The sequence below is a fragment of the Chitinophaga pendula genome (assembly GCF_020386615.1).
Taxonomy (GTDB): domain Bacteria; phylum Bacteroidota; class Bacteroidia; order Chitinophagales; family Chitinophagaceae; genus Chitinophaga; species Chitinophaga pendula.
On the sequence record NZ_CP077769.1, the window covers coordinates 3,002,610 to 3,021,569 of the forward strand.

22 protein-coding genes are annotated in these 18,960 nt (G+C 50.8%); 13 read left to right on the forward strand and 9 right to left on the reverse strand.

Going from position 1 to position 18,960, the window contains the following annotated elements; translation table 11 throughout:
• The first annotated feature begins 39 nt into the window (after nt 1-39).
• Entirely contained in the window at nt 40-258 is a 219-nt protein-coding gene (locus KTO58_RS10550; RefSeq protein WP_095839396.1) for a hypothetical protein, read from the forward strand.
• A 322-nt stretch (nt 259-580) separates the two neighbouring features.
• Here the strand turns inward: KTO58_RS10550 and KTO58_RS10555 are convergent, their stop codons facing one another.
• On the reverse strand, nt 581-1,969 hold the full coding sequence (locus KTO58_RS10555; RefSeq protein ID WP_225860186.1) for an exonuclease domain-containing protein: 1,389 nt from the start codon (nt 1,967-1,969) through the stop codon (nt 581-583).
• 313 nt (nt 1,970-2,282) lie between these two features.
• Here KTO58_RS10555 and KTO58_RS10560 point away from each other — a divergent pair, with 313 nt between their 5' ends.
• The 7 genes from KTO58_RS10560 to KTO58_RS10590 all read left to right on the forward strand — a co-directional run bounded on the left by KTO58_RS10560 (nt 2,283) and on the right by KTO58_RS10590 (nt 6,095).
• Entirely contained in the window at nt 2,283-2,819 is a 537-nt protein-coding gene (locus KTO58_RS10560) for a YceI family protein (protein WP_095839394.1), read from the forward strand.
• Between the two features lie 41 nt (nt 2,820-2,860).
• Nucleotides 2,861-3,808 carry a ring-cleaving dioxygenase gene (locus tag KTO58_RS10565; protein ID WP_095839393.1) on the forward strand — a complete coding sequence of 316 codons (948 nt, stop codon included), beginning with the start codon at nt 2,861-2,863 and terminating at the stop codon, nt 3,806-3,808.
• The gene (locus KTO58_RS10570; RefSeq protein WP_095839392.1) at nt 3,805-4,263 is read left to right on the forward strand and encodes an OsmC family protein; all 459 of its coding nucleotides are present in this window, start codon (nt 3,805-3,807) and stop codon (nt 4,261-4,263) included. Before KTO58_RS10565 ends, KTO58_RS10570 begins: the two co-directional genes overlap by 4 nt.
• 1 nt (nt 4,264) lies before the next feature.
• Nucleotides 4,265-4,696 carry a (4Fe-4S)-binding protein gene (locus KTO58_RS10575; protein ID WP_095839391.1) on the forward strand — a complete coding sequence of 144 codons (432 nt, stop codon included), beginning with the start codon at nt 4,265-4,267 and terminating at the stop codon, nt 4,694-4,696.
• Nucleotides 4,697-4,718: 22 nt separating this feature from the next.
• On the forward strand, nt 4,719-5,000 hold the full coding sequence (locus KTO58_RS10580; protein WP_095839390.1) for a GNAT family N-acetyltransferase: 282 nt from the start codon (nt 4,719-4,721) through the stop codon (nt 4,998-5,000).
• Between the two features lie 97 nt (nt 5,001-5,097).
• The gene (locus KTO58_RS10585) at nt 5,098-5,664 is read left to right on the forward strand and encodes a YeeE/YedE family protein (protein WP_095839389.1); all 567 of its coding nucleotides are present in this window, start codon (nt 5,098-5,100) and stop codon (nt 5,662-5,664) included.
• A gap of 20 nt (nt 5,665-5,684) precedes the next feature.
• Nucleotides 5,685-6,095 carry a DUF6691 family protein gene (locus KTO58_RS10590; protein ID WP_225860187.1) on the forward strand — a complete coding sequence of 137 codons (411 nt, stop codon included), beginning with the start codon at nt 5,685-5,687 and terminating at the stop codon, nt 6,093-6,095.
• 6 nt (nt 6,096-6,101) lie between these two features.
• On the opposite strand, the gene KTO58_RS10595 is transcribed toward KTO58_RS10590, so the two are convergent.
• From KTO58_RS10595 to KTO58_RS10610, 4 genes are all read right to left on the reverse strand, one after another.
• Nucleotides 6,102-6,671 (reverse strand): DUF4142 domain-containing protein, encoded by a 570-nt coding sequence (locus KTO58_RS10595; RefSeq protein WP_095841617.1) that lies wholly within the window; start codon nt 6,669-6,671, stop codon nt 6,102-6,104.
• A 218-nt stretch (nt 6,672-6,889) separates the two neighbouring features.
• A complete protein-coding gene (locus KTO58_RS10600; protein WP_095839387.1) occupies nt 6,890-9,166 on the reverse strand; it encodes a glycoside hydrolase family 20 protein in 2,277 nt (758 codons plus the stop codon).
• Nucleotides 9,167-9,281: 115 nt separating this feature from the next.
• Nucleotides 9,282-9,764 (reverse strand): DoxX family protein, encoded by a 483-nt coding sequence (locus KTO58_RS10605; protein WP_095841616.1) that lies wholly within the window; start codon nt 9,762-9,764, stop codon nt 9,282-9,284.
• 83 nt (nt 9,765-9,847) lie between these two features.
• The gene (locus KTO58_RS10610; RefSeq protein WP_095839386.1) at nt 9,848-10,441 is read right to left on the reverse strand and encodes a Crp/Fnr family transcriptional regulator; all 594 of its coding nucleotides are present in this window, start codon (nt 10,439-10,441) and stop codon (nt 9,848-9,850) included.
• Between the two features lie 64 nt (nt 10,442-10,505).
• Between KTO58_RS10610 and KTO58_RS10615 the strand changes: the two genes are divergently transcribed.
• Genes KTO58_RS10615 through KTO58_RS10625 form a run of 3 tightly spaced genes read left to right on the forward strand, consistent with a single transcriptional unit; the run spans nt 10,506 to nt 12,584 of the window.
• The gene (locus KTO58_RS10615) at nt 10,506-11,348 is read left to right on the forward strand and encodes an alpha/beta hydrolase (protein WP_095839385.1); all 843 of its coding nucleotides are present in this window, start codon (nt 10,506-10,508) and stop codon (nt 11,346-11,348) included.
• Between the two features lie 20 nt (nt 11,349-11,368).
• On the forward strand, nt 11,369-11,974 hold the full coding sequence (locus tag KTO58_RS10620) for a hydrolase (RefSeq protein ID WP_095839384.1): 606 nt from the start codon (nt 11,369-11,371) through the stop codon (nt 11,972-11,974).
• A gap of 34 nt (nt 11,975-12,008) precedes the next feature.
• Nucleotides 12,009-12,584, forward strand: a complete 576-nt coding sequence (locus KTO58_RS10625) for a GNAT family N-acetyltransferase (RefSeq protein WP_095839383.1) — start codon at nt 12,009-12,011, stop codon at nt 12,582-12,584.
• Here KTO58_RS10625 and KTO58_RS28995 read toward each other — a convergent pair.
• Nucleotides 12,558-13,892, reverse strand: coding sequence for a TIGR00341 family protein (locus KTO58_RS28995; protein ID WP_095839382.1), 1,335 nt, complete (start codon nt 13,890-13,892; stop codon nt 12,558-12,560). The two genes, KTO58_RS10625 and KTO58_RS28995, sit on opposite strands and share 27 nt — an antisense overlap.
• Nucleotides 13,893-13,966: 74 nt before the next feature.
• On the opposite strand from KTO58_RS28995, the gene KTO58_RS10635 reads away from it, so the two are divergent.
• Together KTO58_RS10635 and KTO58_RS10640 are read left to right on the forward strand one after the other, a co-directional pair.
• The gene (locus tag KTO58_RS10635) at nt 13,967-14,554 is read left to right on the forward strand and encodes a methyltransferase (protein ID WP_095839381.1); all 588 of its coding nucleotides are present in this window, start codon (nt 13,967-13,969) and stop codon (nt 14,552-14,554) included.
• A 38-nt stretch (nt 14,555-14,592) separates the two neighbouring features.
• The gene (locus KTO58_RS10640) at nt 14,593-15,507 is read left to right on the forward strand and encodes a carbohydrate kinase family protein (RefSeq protein ID WP_095839380.1); all 915 of its coding nucleotides are present in this window, start codon (nt 14,593-14,595) and stop codon (nt 15,505-15,507) included.
• 47 nt (nt 15,508-15,554) lie between these two features.
• Here the strand turns inward: KTO58_RS10640 and KTO58_RS10645 are convergent, their stop codons facing one another.
• The 3 genes from KTO58_RS10645 to KTO58_RS10655 form a co-directional block, all read right to left on the reverse strand.
• Complete coding sequence (locus tag KTO58_RS10645; protein WP_095839379.1) at nt 15,555-16,826, reverse strand: DEAD/DEAH box helicase; 1,272 nt, start codon at nt 16,824-16,826, stop codon at nt 15,555-15,557.
• Nucleotides 16,827-17,053: 227 nt separating this feature from the next.
• Nucleotides 17,054-17,938 carry an EamA family transporter gene (locus KTO58_RS10650; protein WP_198314946.1) on the reverse strand — a complete coding sequence of 295 codons (885 nt, stop codon included), beginning with the start codon at nt 17,936-17,938 and terminating at the stop codon, nt 17,054-17,056.
• A 363-nt stretch (nt 17,939-18,301) separates the two neighbouring features.
• Nucleotides 18,302-18,907, reverse strand: a complete 606-nt coding sequence (locus KTO58_RS10655; RefSeq protein ID WP_095839377.1) for a Crp/Fnr family transcriptional regulator — start codon at nt 18,905-18,907, stop codon at nt 18,302-18,304.
• Nucleotides 18,908-18,960 lie beyond the last annotated feature (53 nt).

Here is an 18,960-nt window from a genome sequence, read left to right on the forward strand (position 1 = left end):
CCTGTAATCGTTCATTTCTCCACACAAAATCTACTGTTTATGAAAAAGAAGATGACATTCACCGATGCATTCAGCCGGGAGGCTTTGCGGTTTATCCGCGGCGGAGGCCGTGCGGCTTATGATACTTGTAGTATCATGCCCTGTAATGCGATCGGGCCGTTAAGCTGGTTGAGTTTTTGCAAAATGCACACAGAGATCACGGGGGAATTATGTGTTTGTGGTGGTGTGGTACCGAATTCGATGTGTAAACTAGGTTAGGCAGGATCTAGCTATTGTTGCCCAATGTGATGGAGGCGTTCCTACTTGCAGGGGGCGCCTCTTTTTTATGGGGTGTGAATACGGTGCGGGAGGTGTTCTTTGTTTGTTTTGATCAGGAGAATCTGCGATTATACGCGGCGTTGCTGGTAGGTAATAAGTAGCGATGGTTATACCTAGCTTATACGAATGTTATACCCTAACTACAGGAGAGGTGGACCTGAGCACTTATCTTATTCGCTGCCAACAACTCAGACATCATTTATTTATAGTATAATTCGTACTGTGGCTATTCTCCACAAAATGTACTTCTTAACATATTCATTTAGAACCGGATGACTCCTTTGGGGAGGCCATCTGCCTGTACCCGGAGGAGATGAGAGATATATTCATTTTCCGGGTATGGGGTGAGGTGTTCTTTGAGGGCGGCGGGGTCGGTGATGGTTTCATCGCGGGAGAGGTATCCCATGCCATAGAAGCGGCCTTTTTCCACGAGGATATAGCTTTGTTCTGCGGGGTGCCGGCCTGCGCCGGTGATGATGAAGGACGGCAATTGCTGGTGCAGGAAATTGATGGCGGTTTGCATGCGAAGGTTGTATTCGGTGACGCTTTCTCTTTTTTCGCAGGCGCCGTGGCAGATATGGCCGGTGAGGACGGTGCAGGGGCCATGTCCTTTCTGAAGGAAGCATAGTTTGGGGCAGAGGTCGAACTGGCGGATGAGTTTGCGCAGTACCTGTTGTCCATTGACGAGGAGGTTAAAGTCGTAGAGGGCGGTGGTGTATTTGCGTTTTTTTTCGATGGCGAGGCGGAGGTATCCGGCCTGGTCTTCGAAGGTGTAGAAGCCATACCGGAGTTCTACATGTTTCTGGGCGGCGTTGTAGGGAGGCCAGAGGCGTTTGATCTCGACGGATTCGAGGATATGGGCGATCAGTTCGGTGCCTGTTTCCTGGCAGGATATGCTGTATATATTGCGCAGGAATTCCTGTCGTTGCCGATTGGGTTTGTTGCCGGTAAAGTGGCTGTTGACCCTTTTTTTGATGTCTTTGGCTTTGCCTACGTAGACTACTTTTCCTTTTTGGTCGTGGAAGTAATAGACCCCTGGTGTCATGGGGAGTTGTTTGACCTGGTCGGGGGGCAGGTTGGGCGGCAGGAATTGTTCTTTGGAGCCCGCTTTGAGGGCGGAGGCGATGGCATGCTGATGGTCATCGGCGAGCATGCGTTCGAACAGTTTGACGGTGGCGGCGGCGTCGCCGGTGGCGCGGTGCCGGTCCTGGATGGGGATCTGCAGTTGCCGGCAGAGGTTGCCGAGGCTATAGGACGGCAGGCCGGGGAATATTTTGCGGCCGAGGCGGACGGTGCATAGTTTTTTGCTGCGTAGTTCGAAACCTTCGGTATTGAGTTGGTATTTGACGAAGGAGTAGTCGAAGTTGACGTTATGGGCGACGAATATTTTGTCTTGCAGGAGGTTGGCGAGGCGGGGTGCTATTTCGGAGAAGGCGGGTGCTGTTGCCACCATTTCGTCTGTGATGCCGGTGAGGGACTGGATGTAATAAGGGATGGGCATGCCGGGGTTGACGAGGGTATCGTATTGTTCGATCACTTCTTTTCCGTTATGGATGAAGACGGCTATTTCGGTGATGCCGTTTGCGCTGGCGTGGCCTCCTGTGGTTTCTATATCGACGATCGCGTACATATCATTTTCTAGTCTGTACAAATATAGGTCAGATCCTGCAAATACTAAAAATTTTAGCTTTTCTTATAATTTCGGTGGCTGGGTGAATATTTATATCTTCCGGTAAGGAGTTTGCGGGATAGTGGAAGGCGGTTTATTTTCTATCTATCAGAATCTAAAAACTGTCCATGTGTGCGTTGCGGCAAATAGCTGATTTTTGTACCCGTTATCAGCAAACAAACCACGTAGCCGTCTGTTTTACATTACACCCCAGCTATCCTGTGTGATGTCGGCGGATTGTTTTAAATAAACGCGAACTGTAATCAATTATCTTAAAAAATTTATAATTCAGTCTATGGCAAAAAGAGTATGGGCAGCCGATCCGGCGCATTCCAGCATTGGTTTTAAGGTAAAGCATTTGATGATCACGAATGTATCGGGGACTTTCGGTAAATATGAGATCAATGTGGAGACGGAGGAAGATGATTTTATGAGTGCGAAGGTTCATTTCAGTGCGGATACTACATCAGTGAATACGGGTAATGCGGAGCGTGACCGTCATCTTCGTTCTCCGGAGTTTTTTGATGACCATTCGTATCGTTATATCCGTTTTGAGGCGACGAAGTATGAGTCTGTTGATAATGACGGTTCTTATGAGTTGCACGGGAATCTGACGATACGTGATGTAACGAAGCCGGTGAAGTTGTCTGTAGAATTTGGCGGTGTGGTGGTAGATCCATGGGGGAATACGAAGGCCGGTTTTACGATCAACGGGAAGGTGAACCGGCGGGATTTCGGGTTGAACTGGCATGCGATGACGGAGGCTGGCGGCATTATGGTGAGTGAGGATGTTCGTATTGTGTGTGAGGTGCAGTTGATCAAGCAAAGTTAAACCAGGGGGCTTTGTAGCCCTTTTAAATACAAGGAGTTTTCATGGAAGACAAGATCCTGGGCATACATCATGTGACTGCGATTGCAGGGAAGGCCCAACGGAACTATGATTTTTATACGCGGGTGATGGGTCAGCGGCTGGTGAAGAAGACGGTGAATTTCGATGATCCTAAGACCTATCATTTCTATTATGGTGATGAGCGAGGTACGCCTGGTACTATCCTGACGTTCTTTCCCTGGGAGGATATTATGAGTGGGCGCAGGGGTACGCATATGGCTACGGAGGTTGGTTATTCGATACCGGAAGGCAGTATTGATTTCTGGGTGAATCGGTTAGAGGCGGCGCATTTGTTGTACAACAAGCCATCGCAGCAGTTTGGGGAGTTATATATTCCATTTTATGATCCTGACGGTATGAAGGTGGAGCTGACGGTGCCGGCGCAGGCGGATGAGCGTGTGCCCTGGACGGGCGGAGAGATTGGAGGGGAGCATGCGATACGCGGGCTGCATCATGTGACGTTGACGGTGGAGGATGTGCAGCCTACTGCGGATGTGTTAGTATCGTTGCTTGGTTATGAGTTGAAACTGCATCATGCGAACCGTTACCGGTTTTTCAATCCTGTGGATGTACACAACGGATACATTGATGTGGTGGAGGCTAAGGGCGAGGCTCGCGGGCATGTTGCCGGAGGCAGTATACATCATGTGGCCTTCCGGGTAGCTGACGGAGCGACGCAGTTACGTTTCCGGGAGCGTGCGGAGCAGATGGGGCTGCATGTGACGGAGCAGCTGGACCGGCAGTATTTCCGGAGTGTGTATTTCCGTGAGCCAGGCGGGGTGTTGTTCGAGCTGGCGACTGACGAGCCGGGATTTGCGGTAGATGAGCCAATGGCGGAGTTAGGCACTCATTTAATGTTACCCCCTCAATATGCTACGCAGCGTGCGGAGATAGAGGGGCATCTTTCACCTATTCAACAGACTGTAAAATGACGAATACCTCCTTACCGGATCGGCCTCCTATTTCAAAAGGCGAGGCGATCGTGGCGACACCAGATGTGGTAGTAACGGGTACGGGAGCGCAGTACCAGGTGAATGTGTCGGCCCGTGGACATCACTGGCTGGCGGATGAGCCTGTGGAAGTTGGCGGTGCGGATACGGCGCCGCAGCCCGGGGAGTTGTTATTATCGAGCCTGGGAGCTTGTACGGCTATTACGTTGCAGATGTATGCCAATCGTAAGCAATGGCCGTTGGAGAATGTGAAGATCACTTTACGATTTAACAAGGCGGATAAACCTGACGGGGATACGACGGTGATAGACCGTGAGATCGCTTTGTTCGGGCCATTGTCTGCGGAGCAGCAGCAGCGGTTGATGCAGATTGCGGATGCCTGTCCGATACATAAGGTGTTGACACATCCTGTGATCATCCAGACTAAACCAGCATAATATGACCAACATAACAAAACATTATAGTAATGGTGAGGTAACGGTGGTATGGAAGCCGGATGTGTGTGTGCATTCCAAGGTTTGCTGGAATGGGTTGCCCGCTGTATTTGATCCGAAGGCGCGGCCATGGATTGCTATCAACGGAGCGGAGACGGAGCGGATCGTGGAGCAGGTAAAGCGATGTCCGTCTGGTGCGCTGACCTATTACATGAACGAGGCGGCGGAGCAGGAAGGGGCGCCGGATATAAGTGCGGAGAGTGTTGTAGAGACGGTGCCCAATGGGCCGTTGTTAGTATATGGTAATATTGTGGTGAAGGATCATAGTGGTCAGGAGGTGCGTAAGCATAAGGTGACTGCTTTTTGCCGATGCGGGGCATCGGGTAATAAACCATTCTGTGACGGGTCTCATGTGAAGGCCGGTTTTCAGGGATAATTGAACCATTAAATAAGTGCACATGGAGTTGAACATTAAACACAATGAGAAGCTGCATCGTTTTGAGGCAGAGATAGACGGCGAATTTGCTTTTATAGAGTACAGCCGTTTCCCGGACGGGATTATTTTCAATCATACGGAGGTACCGCAAGCATTGGAGGGGCAAGGTATAGCTGCCCAGCTGGCGAAGTATGTGCTGGAGTATGCGCGTCGCGAGCATTTGCGGGTGGTACCGTTGTGTCCTTACGTGAATGCGTATGTTAAAAAGCATCCGGAATATAACGAGCTTACCCAGGGATTTTAGGGAGATTACCGGAATATATACTTATTGGGGCTGAAATGTGTGAGGAATAGTCCACTAAAATTGTATATATTCCGGTATTCTAAACCAACCGTATTTCATGGAACTTCTCACACAACCCTGGCACTGGGCTGTTTCCGGTTTTCTTATCGGATTAGTGGTGCCTTTATTATTGTTGTTAGGCAATAAAGCCTTTGGAATATCTTCTTCTCTGCGGCATATCTGTGCTGCCTGTTTACCTGCCAACCTATCTTTTTTCAAATATGACTGGCGGAAAGAATCCTGGAATTTATTTTTTGTCGGCGGCATTCTGCTAGGCGGTTTTATTGCCGGGCATTGGCTGCGGGACCCGCATGCTGTGGAGATTGCGGCGGCTACGCGTGAGCGGCTGGCTGGTTATGGTATTTACGATCATTCGCGGTTATTGCCACCGGAGATCTTTTCGTGGTCGCAGTTACTGACCTGGAAGGGGTTGATCTTTTTTGTGATCGGCGGTTTCCTGGTGGGCTTTGGTACGCGTTACGCCGGCGGTTGTACGTCGGGGCATGCGATCATGGGCATAGCGAATCTGCAATGGCCATCTATGGTGGCCACTGCTTGTTTTATGGCAGGTGGTTTTTTCTGCACGCATGTGATATTGCCCTGGGTATTCGGGCTAGTCTCCTAACCAATTAAATGTACTTGAAGATGAGCAACATTAAATATTTACTAGCGGGCGCTTTTTTTGGTATTGTGCTGGTGAAGGCGGAGGTGGTGAGTTGGTTCCGTATACAGGAGATGTTTCAGCTGACATCTTTTCATATGTACGGGGTGATCTTTACGGCTATTCTGACGGCGATGTTGTCGTTGCAGGTGATCAAGCGGGCAGGTATAAAAACCATCTTGGGCGCCCCGATATCGGTAGCGCCCAAGACGTTCAATAAAGGTCAGCTATTCGGCGGGCTGCTTTTCGGTCTTGGGTGGGCCATTACAGGCGCCTGTCCCGGACCTTTGTTTGCACTTATCGGCAATGGGTTCACGGTTGTCATTGTAACACTATTCAGTGCTATTGCCGGCACGTGGGTGTATGGAGCCGTTAAGAATCGATTACCTCATTAACCTTTATTATTTTATTACTTCCCACACTGCTTTAGCAGAGTCCAGGTGTGCCCGGAGTGTGGGGAGGGTATTTTCTGCGAAGGCTTTGATCTCTGGATCCTGTGCATCTTTCGCAGCTTTTTCAAAGAGGTCTATATCTTCTTTATGGTCGTCTACCATCATTTTGATATAGTCTTTATCGAAGTCTTTGCCATTCTTTTTGCTCAGGTTGTCGATGTGTTTCTGGTGATCTTCGCCGGCGGTAGCGGGTAAGGTGATATTCTTAGCTGCGGCCAGGTTTTTCAGTTCATCATTGGCTTTGGTATGATCGCGGTCCATCATGGCGCCGAAATCTTTCACCCGTTGATTCATACCTTTTTCCTGTGCCAATTTGCCCAAGGCTACTTCCATCATACCTCCGCTGGCTGCTTTGATAGCGAATTCCGAGGATTTTTCATCTACCGGTTTTACGGTTTCGTTGATGGTTTTGGCGCTGTCTACGCTGTCGCCGGTGTTATTGTTTGTGTTACTGCCGCCGCAGGATTGTAAGGTCCAGGCGGTAATAGCTGCCAAGGCGAATACGCTTACTCTTTTCATAAGAATTCTTTTTTGGATGGTCATTACAGTTATTCCTTGTTTCTCGTATGAAAGAGACAAAAAGGATACCATCCAAGGTGTGTTGTACGCTTTACAGATGAGCTTTGTATCTCTCAACACTTTACTGGCGGGCGTTTACATACGGCAGGGTCAGCTATTGGCTGACCCTATGTAGGGTGAAATATTTATATCTGGTGTTGTAGATGGATTTCCCCAGGTCAGTCAACGATGATCTCATCGATCATCAGCCAGGTGTTGCCACCGGCGCCATATTCTCCTGCGGGGACTTTACCCTTTGAGGTACCTACTACTTTAAGGTATCGGGCATTTATGGCTGGGATAGTAGCTGCTACGGTATTGATACCATTGAGCGGGAAGCTGGTATGTGTATAGACCTCTTTATAGTCAGTGCCATTTTCTGATACCAGGAAGGTGAGGCTTACGGGAGGCCACATGCGTTGCCAGTGATAGTTGAGGATGTGCGTACCCAATTGTGTGATGGATTGCGAGGAGCCGAGGTCTATTACGGCGATGAGGTCTTTGCCGGCGTAGCCGATCCATTGGTTATCGTTGTAGCGATGTGTACCGCTGAGGCCATTGACCAAAGTGGCTGCACCCGGATCGTACGGGTTATTGGGCAGGTTGGTCAATGTGACCGGTTTGCCTACTGCTTTATGGATACGGACATCTTTTGTGTAGATACGTTGGGTTGGTTTGCCATTTACGTATAGTTGTGCGCGTAAGCCGGCGGTATGAGTGATTTCCAAGGGCGTGGTATATAGTGTACCTGTTGCCGTTGGTGGTTGTCCGTTGAGCGAGTAGCGGATCTCTGCGTCCGGCAAGGTGCTATAGAGGTGGATGACGGGCATGCCGGCGGCGGAGGAGGTAATGCTATCGCGTATTTCGTCGAAGTTGGTGGCGTAGTTGACTCCTTTCCTTTTCAGTTCGGGCAGTTGCTTACGCAGGCGGCGGAGGAATGCGGGATAATCCTTGTTGTGCGGCGATGACCAGGCTACTTCTGCCAATGCGATGGCGCGCGGCATGAGCATATATTCGGCATGGGCTACGGTGGGCAGGTATTCGCTCCATAAGCCACCCTGTACGCCTATGATATGGCGGGCGACGGCAGGCTGCAGGGATGTAGGGGCGGGTTCGTAGTGATATACTTCATCGAGCGGGGTAAAACCCTGCGGCCCAGGTTTTTCGTCCGGGTAGCGGGATTGGTAGTGATCGAGGTATACTTCGTGTTCTGGGGTCATGATGGCGTCGTGGCCTTGGGCGGCGGCGGCGATGCCTCCTTCTGTGCCTCTCCAGCTCATGACGGTGGCATCGGGGGTGAGGCCACCTTCGAGTATTTCGTCCCAGCCGATGAGGCGACGACCTTTGCTGTGGAGGTATTTCTCCATACGTTTCATAAAATAGCTCTGCAAGCCATGTTCGTCGCCGAGGTTTTCCTGGCGGATGCGTTGTTGGCATTTAGGGCAGGCTTTCCAGCGAGTTTTGGGGCATTCGTCGCCACCCAGGTGGATATATGCTGACGGGAACAACGGCAGTACTTCGTCGAGTACATTTTGCAGGAAGGTGAAGGTGCTATCGTTGCCGGCGCAGAATACATCATCGAAGACGCCCCAGAAGGTAGCCGGTGCGTAAGGGCCACCGGTGCAACCCAGGTTGGGATATGCGGCCAGTGCAGCCTGTGCGTGCCCCGGCATTTCTATTTCCGGGATGACATTGATCTGCCGGTCCTGTGCGTATCTGACGATTGTTTTTACTTCATCCTGGGTATAGTATCCACCGTAACGTTTGCCATCGAAGCGATGCGGTGTTTCTTTTTTATGGCCTATCATGGTCTCTTTACGCCAGGCTGCTATGCTTTGGAGGCGCGGATACTTTTTGATCTCGATACGCCAGCCCTGGTCTTCTGTAAGGTGCCAGTGGAAGTTGTTGTATTTATATGCGGCTAGGAGATCGATATATTTACGGATGAAGGATAGCGGGAACAGGTGGCGGCCTACATCGAGGTGCATGCCTCTATAAGCGAAGCGCGGGTAGTCGTCGACGGTAGCTGCCTGCAGGGGGCTGTTGCCCGCCTGTTGCACCAGTTGCAAGAGGGTCTGTACACCATAAAATACGCCTGCGGCATCATGGCCGGCGATCAGGACGGCAGTTGGTGTTATCTGCAGGCGGTATCCTTCTTTTTGGGATATGGATACGGAGTCGATGATGAGGGAGATGCCCTGTTGTCCTCTCCCCTCTTTGATCACTATTCCATTTGGCACATTCTGTACGCTTTGGATGCCCTCCTTTAAAAGCCTGGCGATGGTCAGGGTGTTATTGCCGGTGTGGATGGTGATCGCTTTGTTGAGCTGGAAATGCCCAGGGGTCCGTTCATACTTAACCGGTGCGGGAATGATGGGTTGCGACGGCTGTGCGATAGCGGTAGCTGTAATTAGCAAAGCGCAGGTGACGCTCCATAGGAGTCGTAATTTGTTCATAGCGTGCTTTCAGTTTGGTTGTATGTATGCCAAGATACTACGTGCGGCGTAAAAAAGGAAACACCCACGTATAATCCGCAGGTGTCTGTTACGCAGGGTTTCCGTTGACTGCGATCTATCTGTTGGTTTTTAGGCGGGCGTAGTGTTGATCCCATGCATATTTTCCGCTACCGGTGGCTATCAGGGCGGCGCATATGCCGATGACGAGGAGGTGGTATTCGAATCCTTCTACGCCAGCGGGGCGGTTGCCGAACCAGTTCATAAAAAACCCCATACCGGCGTGGACTTTGAGGATGATACCGATAAAGAGTACGGCGACGGTGGCGGCGGTGAGGCGGGTGTGCCATCCGCAGAGCAAGAATAAGGCACCCAGGAATTCTATTAAGATGACGAGTATGGCGATGAAGGCGGGGAGGCCGGCGGCGTGAGTCAGGTGGTCCATTTCTTTGATGAAGCCCGGGCCACCGAACCAGCCGAATACTTTCTGCGCGCCATGTGGGAAGAGGACGCCACCGAGGGTGACACGTAAGATGAGCCCTGCGTAGTTGTCGGTTGTTGCAGTGAGTTTATGGATCAGGGATCTATCTGTTTGGTTCATGTCTTTGTTTTTCATCCTACAAAAGTAGCCTGTGCAGGTGGGCGGGGGCAAGCACCTGTGTTAACAAAAGACGTTCACCTATGTTAATGTTTACGCTGATTTCTTATACGGCTGAGGCTTTGAGGGGTGATGCCGAGGTAGGCGGCGATATGGCGATCGGGAATATGTTGAAGCAGTGAGGGGTAGCGGGCTATGAATTCTTCGTAGCGTTGTTGTGCTGGTTGGGACATAGCGGAGAGGGTTCGTTGCTGGGTGGCGATCCAGGCTTTTTGTATCATGAGGCGGAAATATCTTTCGAGTCCGGGGCATTGCTGATAGGCCCAGTCGAGTTGTTCGCGGGTGATATTGAGTACTTCGGTATTTTCGAGGGCTTCAATATTGAGCTGGGAGGGTGTTGTATTAAGGAAGCTGTCGAGGTCTCCTATCCACCATCCGGCGACGGCGAACTGGAGGATGTGTATTTTTCCCTTATCGTCTGTCTTATATGCCTGGAGGCAGCCATTGATTACGAAACTTTCCTGGCGGCAGATGTGTCCTTCCTGGAGGAGGTATTGTCTTTTCCGCAGGCGTTGTGGGGATAGCAATGGGATGAGGTCGGCTGCTGCCTGGTCGCTGAAATCTACATAGGAGCGAATGTGATTGATTATTTGTTGTGCTTTGTCCGGCGCTGATGACATAAGATCAAAATTAGCGTTTAGGAGCGGATATTTGTATCTTGTCTATTCAAAAGTCGTCCACGATATGAAGATCATTAATATTCTATCCATGGCATTATTATTCAGCGCGCCTTTGGCTGCTCAGCAGCGGGAGGTGATCCATTTATGGCCCGGCGCTGTGCCGGGGGAGCAGCGGAGCAAGCATGCGGCGGTGGTGACACCGGATACGAGCTGGGGTGTGAAGCGGCTGACGGATGTGACCGATCCTCTTCTGGAGGTTTATCCGGCGCCGGCGGGGAAGGGTAATGGCGGTGCGGTGGTGGTGTGTCCTGGCGGTGGTTATAATCTGCTGGCTATTAACCTGGAAGGTTATGAGATTGCGGAGTGGCTGAACGGTCTGGGTTATACGGCGTTTGTGTTACAATACCGGGTGCCTCAGCAGCAGGCGGGTGCGTTGCAGGATCTGCAGCGAGCGTTGCGGGTGGTGCGATCTCAGGCCGTGCGTTGGCAGGTGCAGCCGGAGCGGGTGGGTGTGTTGGGCTTTTCTGCCGGCGGCAGCCTGGCGGCGAGGGCGAGTACCCGTTACCGGGAGACATTGTATGCTGCGGTGGACAAGGCGGATGAGCAGTCGGCGAAGCCTGCTTATGCGGTGTTGATCTATCCTGCTTACCTGGACAAGGGGCCTTCTAATACGCTGACTCCTGAAATACAGCCGGATGCGGAAACGCCCCCTATATTTTTATTTGGCACCAGCGACGATTCGCACGGTAACAGTATCCCGGTGATGGCGGCGGCGTTACGGCTCGCCAAGTCACCGGTAGAAGCGCACCTGTATGCGACGGGCAGGCACGGATATGGATTAAGGCCAGGTAACCCAGCGGCGGCAGTATGGCCGGGATTGGCGGCGACCTGGTTAAAAAATAAATAACTCATCGACAAACGGGCAATATGGCATCATTACACCTGGGGAGAGACACTTTTGGTGATCCGGCGGATCAGGGGAAGGTACTAACGAAAGCGGAAGCGAATACATTATTGGAGGAATGGGTGAAGAACTTACGATTGCAACTGCATATGCGGCAGGTAGGTCACCTAATGCGATGCTGGGCTGCGGAGCGGCTGGGGTTGTCAGCAGCGGAGCAGTGGCGTTGGGAGCTGGCGGGGTTACTACATGATGCTGACTGGGATCAGTGGCCGGAGCAGCATTGTAAGAAGATCGTAGAGGAGTTGGAGATGCGGCATGTCTGTCCGGAGGTGATCCGGGCGATCGCGGCACACGGTCATTTACATTTTGGAGTGGAGCCGGTAACAGATATGGACAAAATGCTGTATGCTTTTGACGAGTTATCGGGGCTGGTACATGCTTATTCGCTGATGCGTCCAGGCGGTTATGAGGGGATGGATCTAAAAGGCGTAAAAAAGCGGTTGAAGGAGAAATCCTTTGCCGCGAACGTATCGCGGGAGGATATACAGGATGCCTGTAACCGCGCCGGGATAGAGCAAGATGACCTGATACAGTTCATTATCCGTCATCAGCCGGCCGTGGCAGCTTAGCCTATTTTTAGCATACATCTATAAAGCGGAGACCATGTTAACGATCCAAGAGATCTTTGCCGACGATCATCCGGACGGCGGAAAGCATATTCATTTTACTTACACCAGTGATTATCATTATAAGGTTGTGTTGCAGCGCGAAGCGGAAGGCTGGCAGATCCGGCTGCAGGCGGAGCGCCTGGCGGCTCCTTTTGTGAAGGCGCCGATGGAAGGACCTTTGTTTGAGGCGCATAAGACGGACCTGCGTGCTTTTGTGGCCTTGTGGGACGGTGTAGAAGCCGGATTAGTCGCTTACAATTTCCAGGAATGGAACAATACGATCCGGGTATGGGATCTGTATATAGCCCCTGCATTCAAGCGGCGGGGCATCGGCAGTGCCTTGATGCAACATGTCAAAGAAGCTGCGAGGCAAGAAGGCGCGAGGGCTGTTGTACTGGAGTCGCAGAGTTCCAATTATCCTGCTATCCGCTTTTATTTGTCACAAGGTTTTGACCTGGTGGGGCTGGATACTATCAGTTATTCCAACGAAGACGTGCAGCAAGGAGAGGTACGGCTGGAGCTGGGGTGGGTGGTATCCCAGGCGTCAGCGTACGATCTCCATGGAGAGTAGTAGGGTATCTTTTGACAGTCGTGCCTGGAGCCATTGTTGTAATTTGTTTTTATCCTGCCGGTTCAGCGGTCGTTTGGTACGAGCTACAAAATAGGTGGCGGTATCGCGATTGTTGTCTGCTATGCGGACGAATGCGTTGTTACTGATGCTATATGCGGTGATAGACGGAAATAGTGTTTTTAATTCGGATGTAAGTGTGTTGGTGATGGCCGTATCATGGGCAGGTGTTTTAGTGACGGCTGGTGTGGTGATGGCCTGCTGACGGAAGACATCTTCGAGTATGCTGGCTTTGATCTGTGAGAAGTCGATTTCCTGTTTGGCATTAAGGCCTTGTTTGACCACGAGTTCGCATTGGCCGAGGTGATAATTTTTCATGTGTGCACTTAGTGTATCTATGGTCGTGTTTTCCAGCTCCTCTCCTATTAGCAGTAGTTCTATGCGGTTATTTTTTCCATTATAGGCGAATGTTTTATTGACTACCTGTGTGTTTTTGAAGTTGAATTCGTTCTTCAGGAAGTTGTTGGCATTAGCCATGAAGATGCTTCGGTTGACGATACGATACGCCAGGTAGATGCTAGGGATGATGGTGATGATGACCACTATCCAGATATACCGGGCTACTTTTTTTTCGCGGGCGGGGTCCTGGAAGGATTTTTTTGGGAAGTGGAGATAACGTACGATGAGGATGGTAGCGAAACAAATGAATACGCTGTTGATCGAGAAGAGATATAATGCGCCCAGGAAGTAGTACCAGTTGCCATTGGCGAGGCCGAAGCCGGCGGTACATAGTGGGGGCATGAGGGCGGTGGCGATGGCTACGCCTGGAATAACGTTTGTTTTCTCTTTTCTTGTGCCTGCTACGATGCCTGCCAGTCCGCCGACAAAGGCGATAAATACGTCCCAAATGGTGGGGGTGGTACGGGCCAGTAGTTCTGAGTTAGCTTCATGCAGTGGGGTAACGGAAAAATATATGGTGGAGGTGAGTATGCTGATGATGGTGGCAACGAGGAGGTTGTATGCTCCTTTTTTTACCAGTTCGAAGTCGTTGATGCCGATACCCAGGCCGACGCCCATGATGGGGCCCATGAGGGGGGATATGAGCATAGCGCCGATGATAACGGCGGTAGCGTTGACGTTTAGTCCGATAGAGGCGATGAATATGGCGAAAACGAGGGTCCACAGGTTAACCCCTTTAAAGTAGATCCCTTTAGTGATGGCGGTGATGATTTCTTCTGACTCTGCTTTATCGTCATCCAGGTTAAAATAACGATGCAGCCATTGGCGTAGTAGTCGAAATATTCTGTTCATGCATCATTTACAAGTCAGGTTACCGGAATGTTCACCTGATATGGGAGGTTTTTTAGTGTACCTTTGACAACGATATGTTTAACCCAGGAGCTTATAAGACGGACGACGCTTTTGATTGGTTGTACCCTGAGTGGGTGCAGCAGTTGTCCAAGAGACATTGGACCCCTATCGGGGTTGCCCGTAAGGCGGCACATTTTCTAGCTGACCGGCCAGGTGCGCGGATATTGGATATTGGCAGCGGGGTTGGTAAGTTTTGTCTTACTGGAGCGCAGCATTTCCGGGAGTCGATTTTTTATGGAGTAGAGCAGCGGGTAGAGTTGTATGAATGTGCGTTGATGGCGAAAGCGGCGATGCAGTTGGAGAATGTTCATTTTCTACACGCTAATTTCACGCAGTTGCAGTTAGATGATTATGATCATTTCTACTTTTATAATTCCTTTTTTGAGAATGTTGACACCAACGACCGGATCGATCATTTCTACCATCCCTCATTGCGACTGTACAAATACTACAGCCGTTATCTTTTCCAGGCGTTAGAGCAGCGTCCTGCCGGAACGCGGTTGGTGACGTATCACAACCTGGAGGAGGTGCCCAGTGGTTATGAGATGGTAGATTCTTCTCCGGACCTGTTGCTCAGGATGTATGTGAAGGGACCTATATGATGCTGTTATTTATTTAATACCATTTTATTTTACGATATATGATGCAACACCAGGAAGGCATTATACGTTCCTTTATCTGCTTTGGGGAGATGCTTTGGGATTTGTTACCGGAGGGCGCATCGCCCGGGGGTGCGCCTATGAATGTGGCCTATCACCTGCACCGTCAGGGTATGCAGGTGACGCCGGTATCCCGGATCGGCCAGGATGAATTAGGCAAGCAGCTGGTCGCGTTCCTGCGTTCGAAGGAGGTGGCGATAACGTCGGTGCAGATCGACACGGTGCATGAGACAGGAAAGGTGTATGCGCATATGGACAACCGGCAGGATGTACGTTATGAGATTGTGGCGCCGGTGGCTTGGGATTTTATCAGTTGGGACCGGGAGTTTGAGCATTTGATGGCGGCGACGGCAGGCGGTTACTTTATATTTGGCAGCCTGGCGGTGCGGCATGATGTGAGCAGGGAGACATTGGCGCAGGCATTGCCGAGGGCCGGCATCCGGGTATTGGATATTAATCTGCGGGCGCCTCATTATACGCGAGAGCGGTTGGAATGGCTGTTGTCGCAATGCGATATTCTGAAGTTGAATGAAACGGAGCTGCAGCTGTTGGGAAGTTGGTATTTGCCGGAGGCGGCTCCTCGGGAGGTGGTGATATCGTTGAGCGAGCGGTTCCAGATACCGGAGGTGATTGTGACGATGGGATCGGAAGGGGCGTTATTGTACCGGGATGGGCAATGGCACCGGCAAGCGGCGTTTCCTGTGACGGTGGTAGATACTATTGGCAGCGGGGATGCATTTCTGGCCGGCTATTTATCGCAGCGTAATCTGGGTAGGCCTGCGGAACAATGTTTATCATATGCGGCGGCGTTGGGGGCACTGGTGGCTACTTTTCCCGGTGCGTGTCCGGATTACGATCCGGCAGACATAGACTCGCTTTTAGCTACTGTAAAATAAAGAAAGCCTCCTTTTGCGGGAGGCTTTCTTACTAATATGCTCTTTTATCAGGACGGTTTGTTGGTCTTGTTGCCATGACCTTTCCATTTTCTGCGAGGATTGGGTCCATTGCGTTTTCCCTCTTTCCTGGCCGGCGTGTTGCTTTTCGGTGCTGTCATGTGTTGAGGGACAGGTACTGTGGGCGGTGCGCCTGCGGACAGGTAGGGATGTTCGGTGATAACGGGGATGGACTGGGCGGTGAGTTTGTTGATATCGCGCAGGTATTCCCTTTCTTCGAAGTCACAGAAGGACAAGGCTTTACCGCTCCATCCGGCCCTTCCTGTACGACCGATGCGATGTACGTATGTTTCGGGGACGTTAGGCAGTTCGTAGTTGATGACGTATGATAGTTCTTCGACGTCGATACCACGAGCGGCGATATCGGTGGCTACCAGTACGCGGAGGTCTCCGGATTTGAAGTTGGTAAGTGCGCGCTGGCGGGCATTCTGGGATTTATCGCCATGGATGGCGTCAGCTTTGATATTGTGTTTATTGAGTTGTTTGGCTACGCGGTCGGCGCCATGTTTGGTACGAGTGAATACTAGGACGCGATCGATGGATTTGTCTTTGAGGACATATTGCAGGAGAGCGGCTTTGTCTTTTTTCTCGACCATATACACGCATTGCGCGACTTTTTCTGCGGTGGAGGAGACGGGTGCTACTTCCACTTTGACCGGTGCTGTGAGTATGGTATTTGCCAGTTTGGCGATCTCCGGTGGCATGGTAGCGGAGAAAAACAATGTCTGTCTTTTAGCTGGCAGTTGAGTGATCACTTTTTTCACGTCATGGATGAATCCCATGTCTAGCATACGATCGGCTTCATCGAGTATAAAAAACTCCAGGTGTCGGAGGGTGATGATGCGTTGAGCGATGAGGTCGAGCAGTCGACCCGGGGTGGCGATGAGTATATCAACACCTTTGCGGATGGCTTCTACCTGTTTTTGTTGGGATACGCCGCCGAAGATCACGGCATGTTTGAGTCCTGTGTTGCGGCCATATGCGGCGAAGCTTTCATCTATCTGTATGGCCAGTTCCCGGGTGGGTGTGAGGATGAGTGCGCGTATACTGCCGGCTGCCTGTTTGTGTTGATATAGAAGTTGCAGTATGGGTATGGCGAAAGCGGCGGTTTTACCGGTACCCGTCTGAGCACAGCCCAGGAGGTCTTTCCCCTGTAACACGACCGGGATGGCCTGTTGTTGTATTGGTGTTGGCGATGTGTATCCTTCTTCGTTCAGTGCGTCCAGTATGGGCGCTATCAGTTGTAAATCTGCGAATGACAAACTCTTTTCTTTTATTTTATAACAGCTAAAAAAATAAAGTCACAAGGTCGGAAGCACCGGGGCAAGATGCCCGCTGTGAGTTGCCATCTTGTGACTTTATTGCTTTTCGATGCCGCAAAGGTACGGCTTATTTGGCAGAAAGACGTTTGACTTTATTTTAATCTATATGATTATCATATTGAATCAGTATTAATAGAAGCCGGTGCCTGGGCACCGGCTTTTGGGTATTAGCGGCGGTTTTCCAGCCATTGTGGGGCGGACATGGCCCCGAGCATGATGACAATTCCCAGCCATTGCCAGGCGGAAATGGGTTCTCCCAGGAGGAGGTGTGCGCTAACGACGGCTACCGGGAGTTCTACGGTCATGAGCATTGCGCTGATGGTCACTCCTACTCTGGGGATGCCAGCGGCGAAACAGAGCGGCGGGATAATCGTACTCAGCAATGCGACGACTGCCATCTGCCATCCGAAAGGGGTGAATAGCAAGCCTGAGATGAGGAAGGTGGGGGTACCTACGAGGAGGATGCCCAATGTGGAGCCTGTGATCATCAAGGCGCTCTTTCGGAGGGCAGGTAAGCCATTTCCTACCCTGCCATTTACGACTACGTAGACGGCGTATACGATAGCGGACAGGAAGGCGATAGCTACACCTCTTATATCGGGCCATCCGTTGTGTATACCTATTATCCCGCTAGCTAATACGGTGCCCAGCAGCAATATTGCCATGGTAATGAATTGTGTATTGGCGGGGCGTTTACTAAACAGGATCCATTCTATCAGCATGCTGATCCAAGAGAACTGCATCAGCAATATGGCTGCCAGGGAAGCCGGGATATAGATGACGGACTGATAATAAATGTAGGTAGTCATTCCGATAGAAGAGCCTGCCAATATTACTTTCCATGCTGGTGTGGTTGGCGAGGCGGCTGTGGAAGTTGCTTGTTTATTATGTGGTAGCAGCTGCAGGGACCATAGCGCCAGCATGCCAAAAAAGGCCTGTGCTCCTGCGACATCCCCCATCGCATATCCTTTACTGTGAGCAATACTGGCTAATGTAGAAAGTACGCCATAGCAGCAGGCGCCTATGAGAACGAGGATCATTCCTTTGAACATGTCATTAAACGGTTGTCTGTTGCCCATGCGATCTGTGGCAACAGTGAATAAAGAATCTGACCCTATAAGAGACGGTCATGCGTGAGTGACCAGACGGCGATCAGCCGTCTGTATACGGGCATACGCCAGCCATGTATACAGGTGATGGTACTTCAGCAATATTTTAAATGGAAAATGTTGTCTTAAACAACAGGTGGAGGAGGCAGTACAGGAGGGGGCAGGTTATTTACGAGTACGGCTGCACATAATACAACGGTACGACCACCGGGATATCCGGGGGCATGTTGTAAAATATGGTATGCAGCTGTTATCATGCGATAAAGATAACTATAGGAAATGGAATTAGCAAATCGGTGACGGCAGTTATTCTTCTTTACCAGTGTTTTTGGACCTGATCTGGCTGAGGAATACTGGTGTAATGCCCAGATAGGATGCGAGATATTTCTGTGGTATACGTTGTGGTAAAGCGGGGTATTTCTTCAGGAATGCTTCATAACGTTGGGCACCTGTCATACTGATGTTGTGCAGGATGCGTTCGTTTTGTGCGATGTAGGCATTCTGATGCAGGATGCGGAAATACTTTTCAAAGGCAGGGACCTCACGATATAGTTGTTCCAGTGCCGGCAGGTCCAGTTGCCATACTGTAACGGGGCTTAGTGCTTCGATATGCACAGCCGCAGGTTGTTGGCGAAGGTAGGACCCCAGGTCAGATATCCACCAATCTTCTATTGCGAAGTGTAGCGTATGTTCATCACCGTTATCATCCACATAAAAAGAGCGGAGGCATCCTTCCACGACAAAACTTTCATACCGGCAGATCTCTCTTGCCTGGAGGAGATATTGTCGCCGGCGTAGTTTTTTGACCTGCAGGCAAGACAGGAAGTATTCCTGTTCGGCTGTGGTGAGGGTGATGTATCTATCTACCTGTGCGAGTATCTTTTGTCTGGCGGTGTCTACCTGTTCCTGCATGAACGCTTTTGTTTGGGGCAAAGGTACTAAAACGGGAGGGGGGGATACAATTA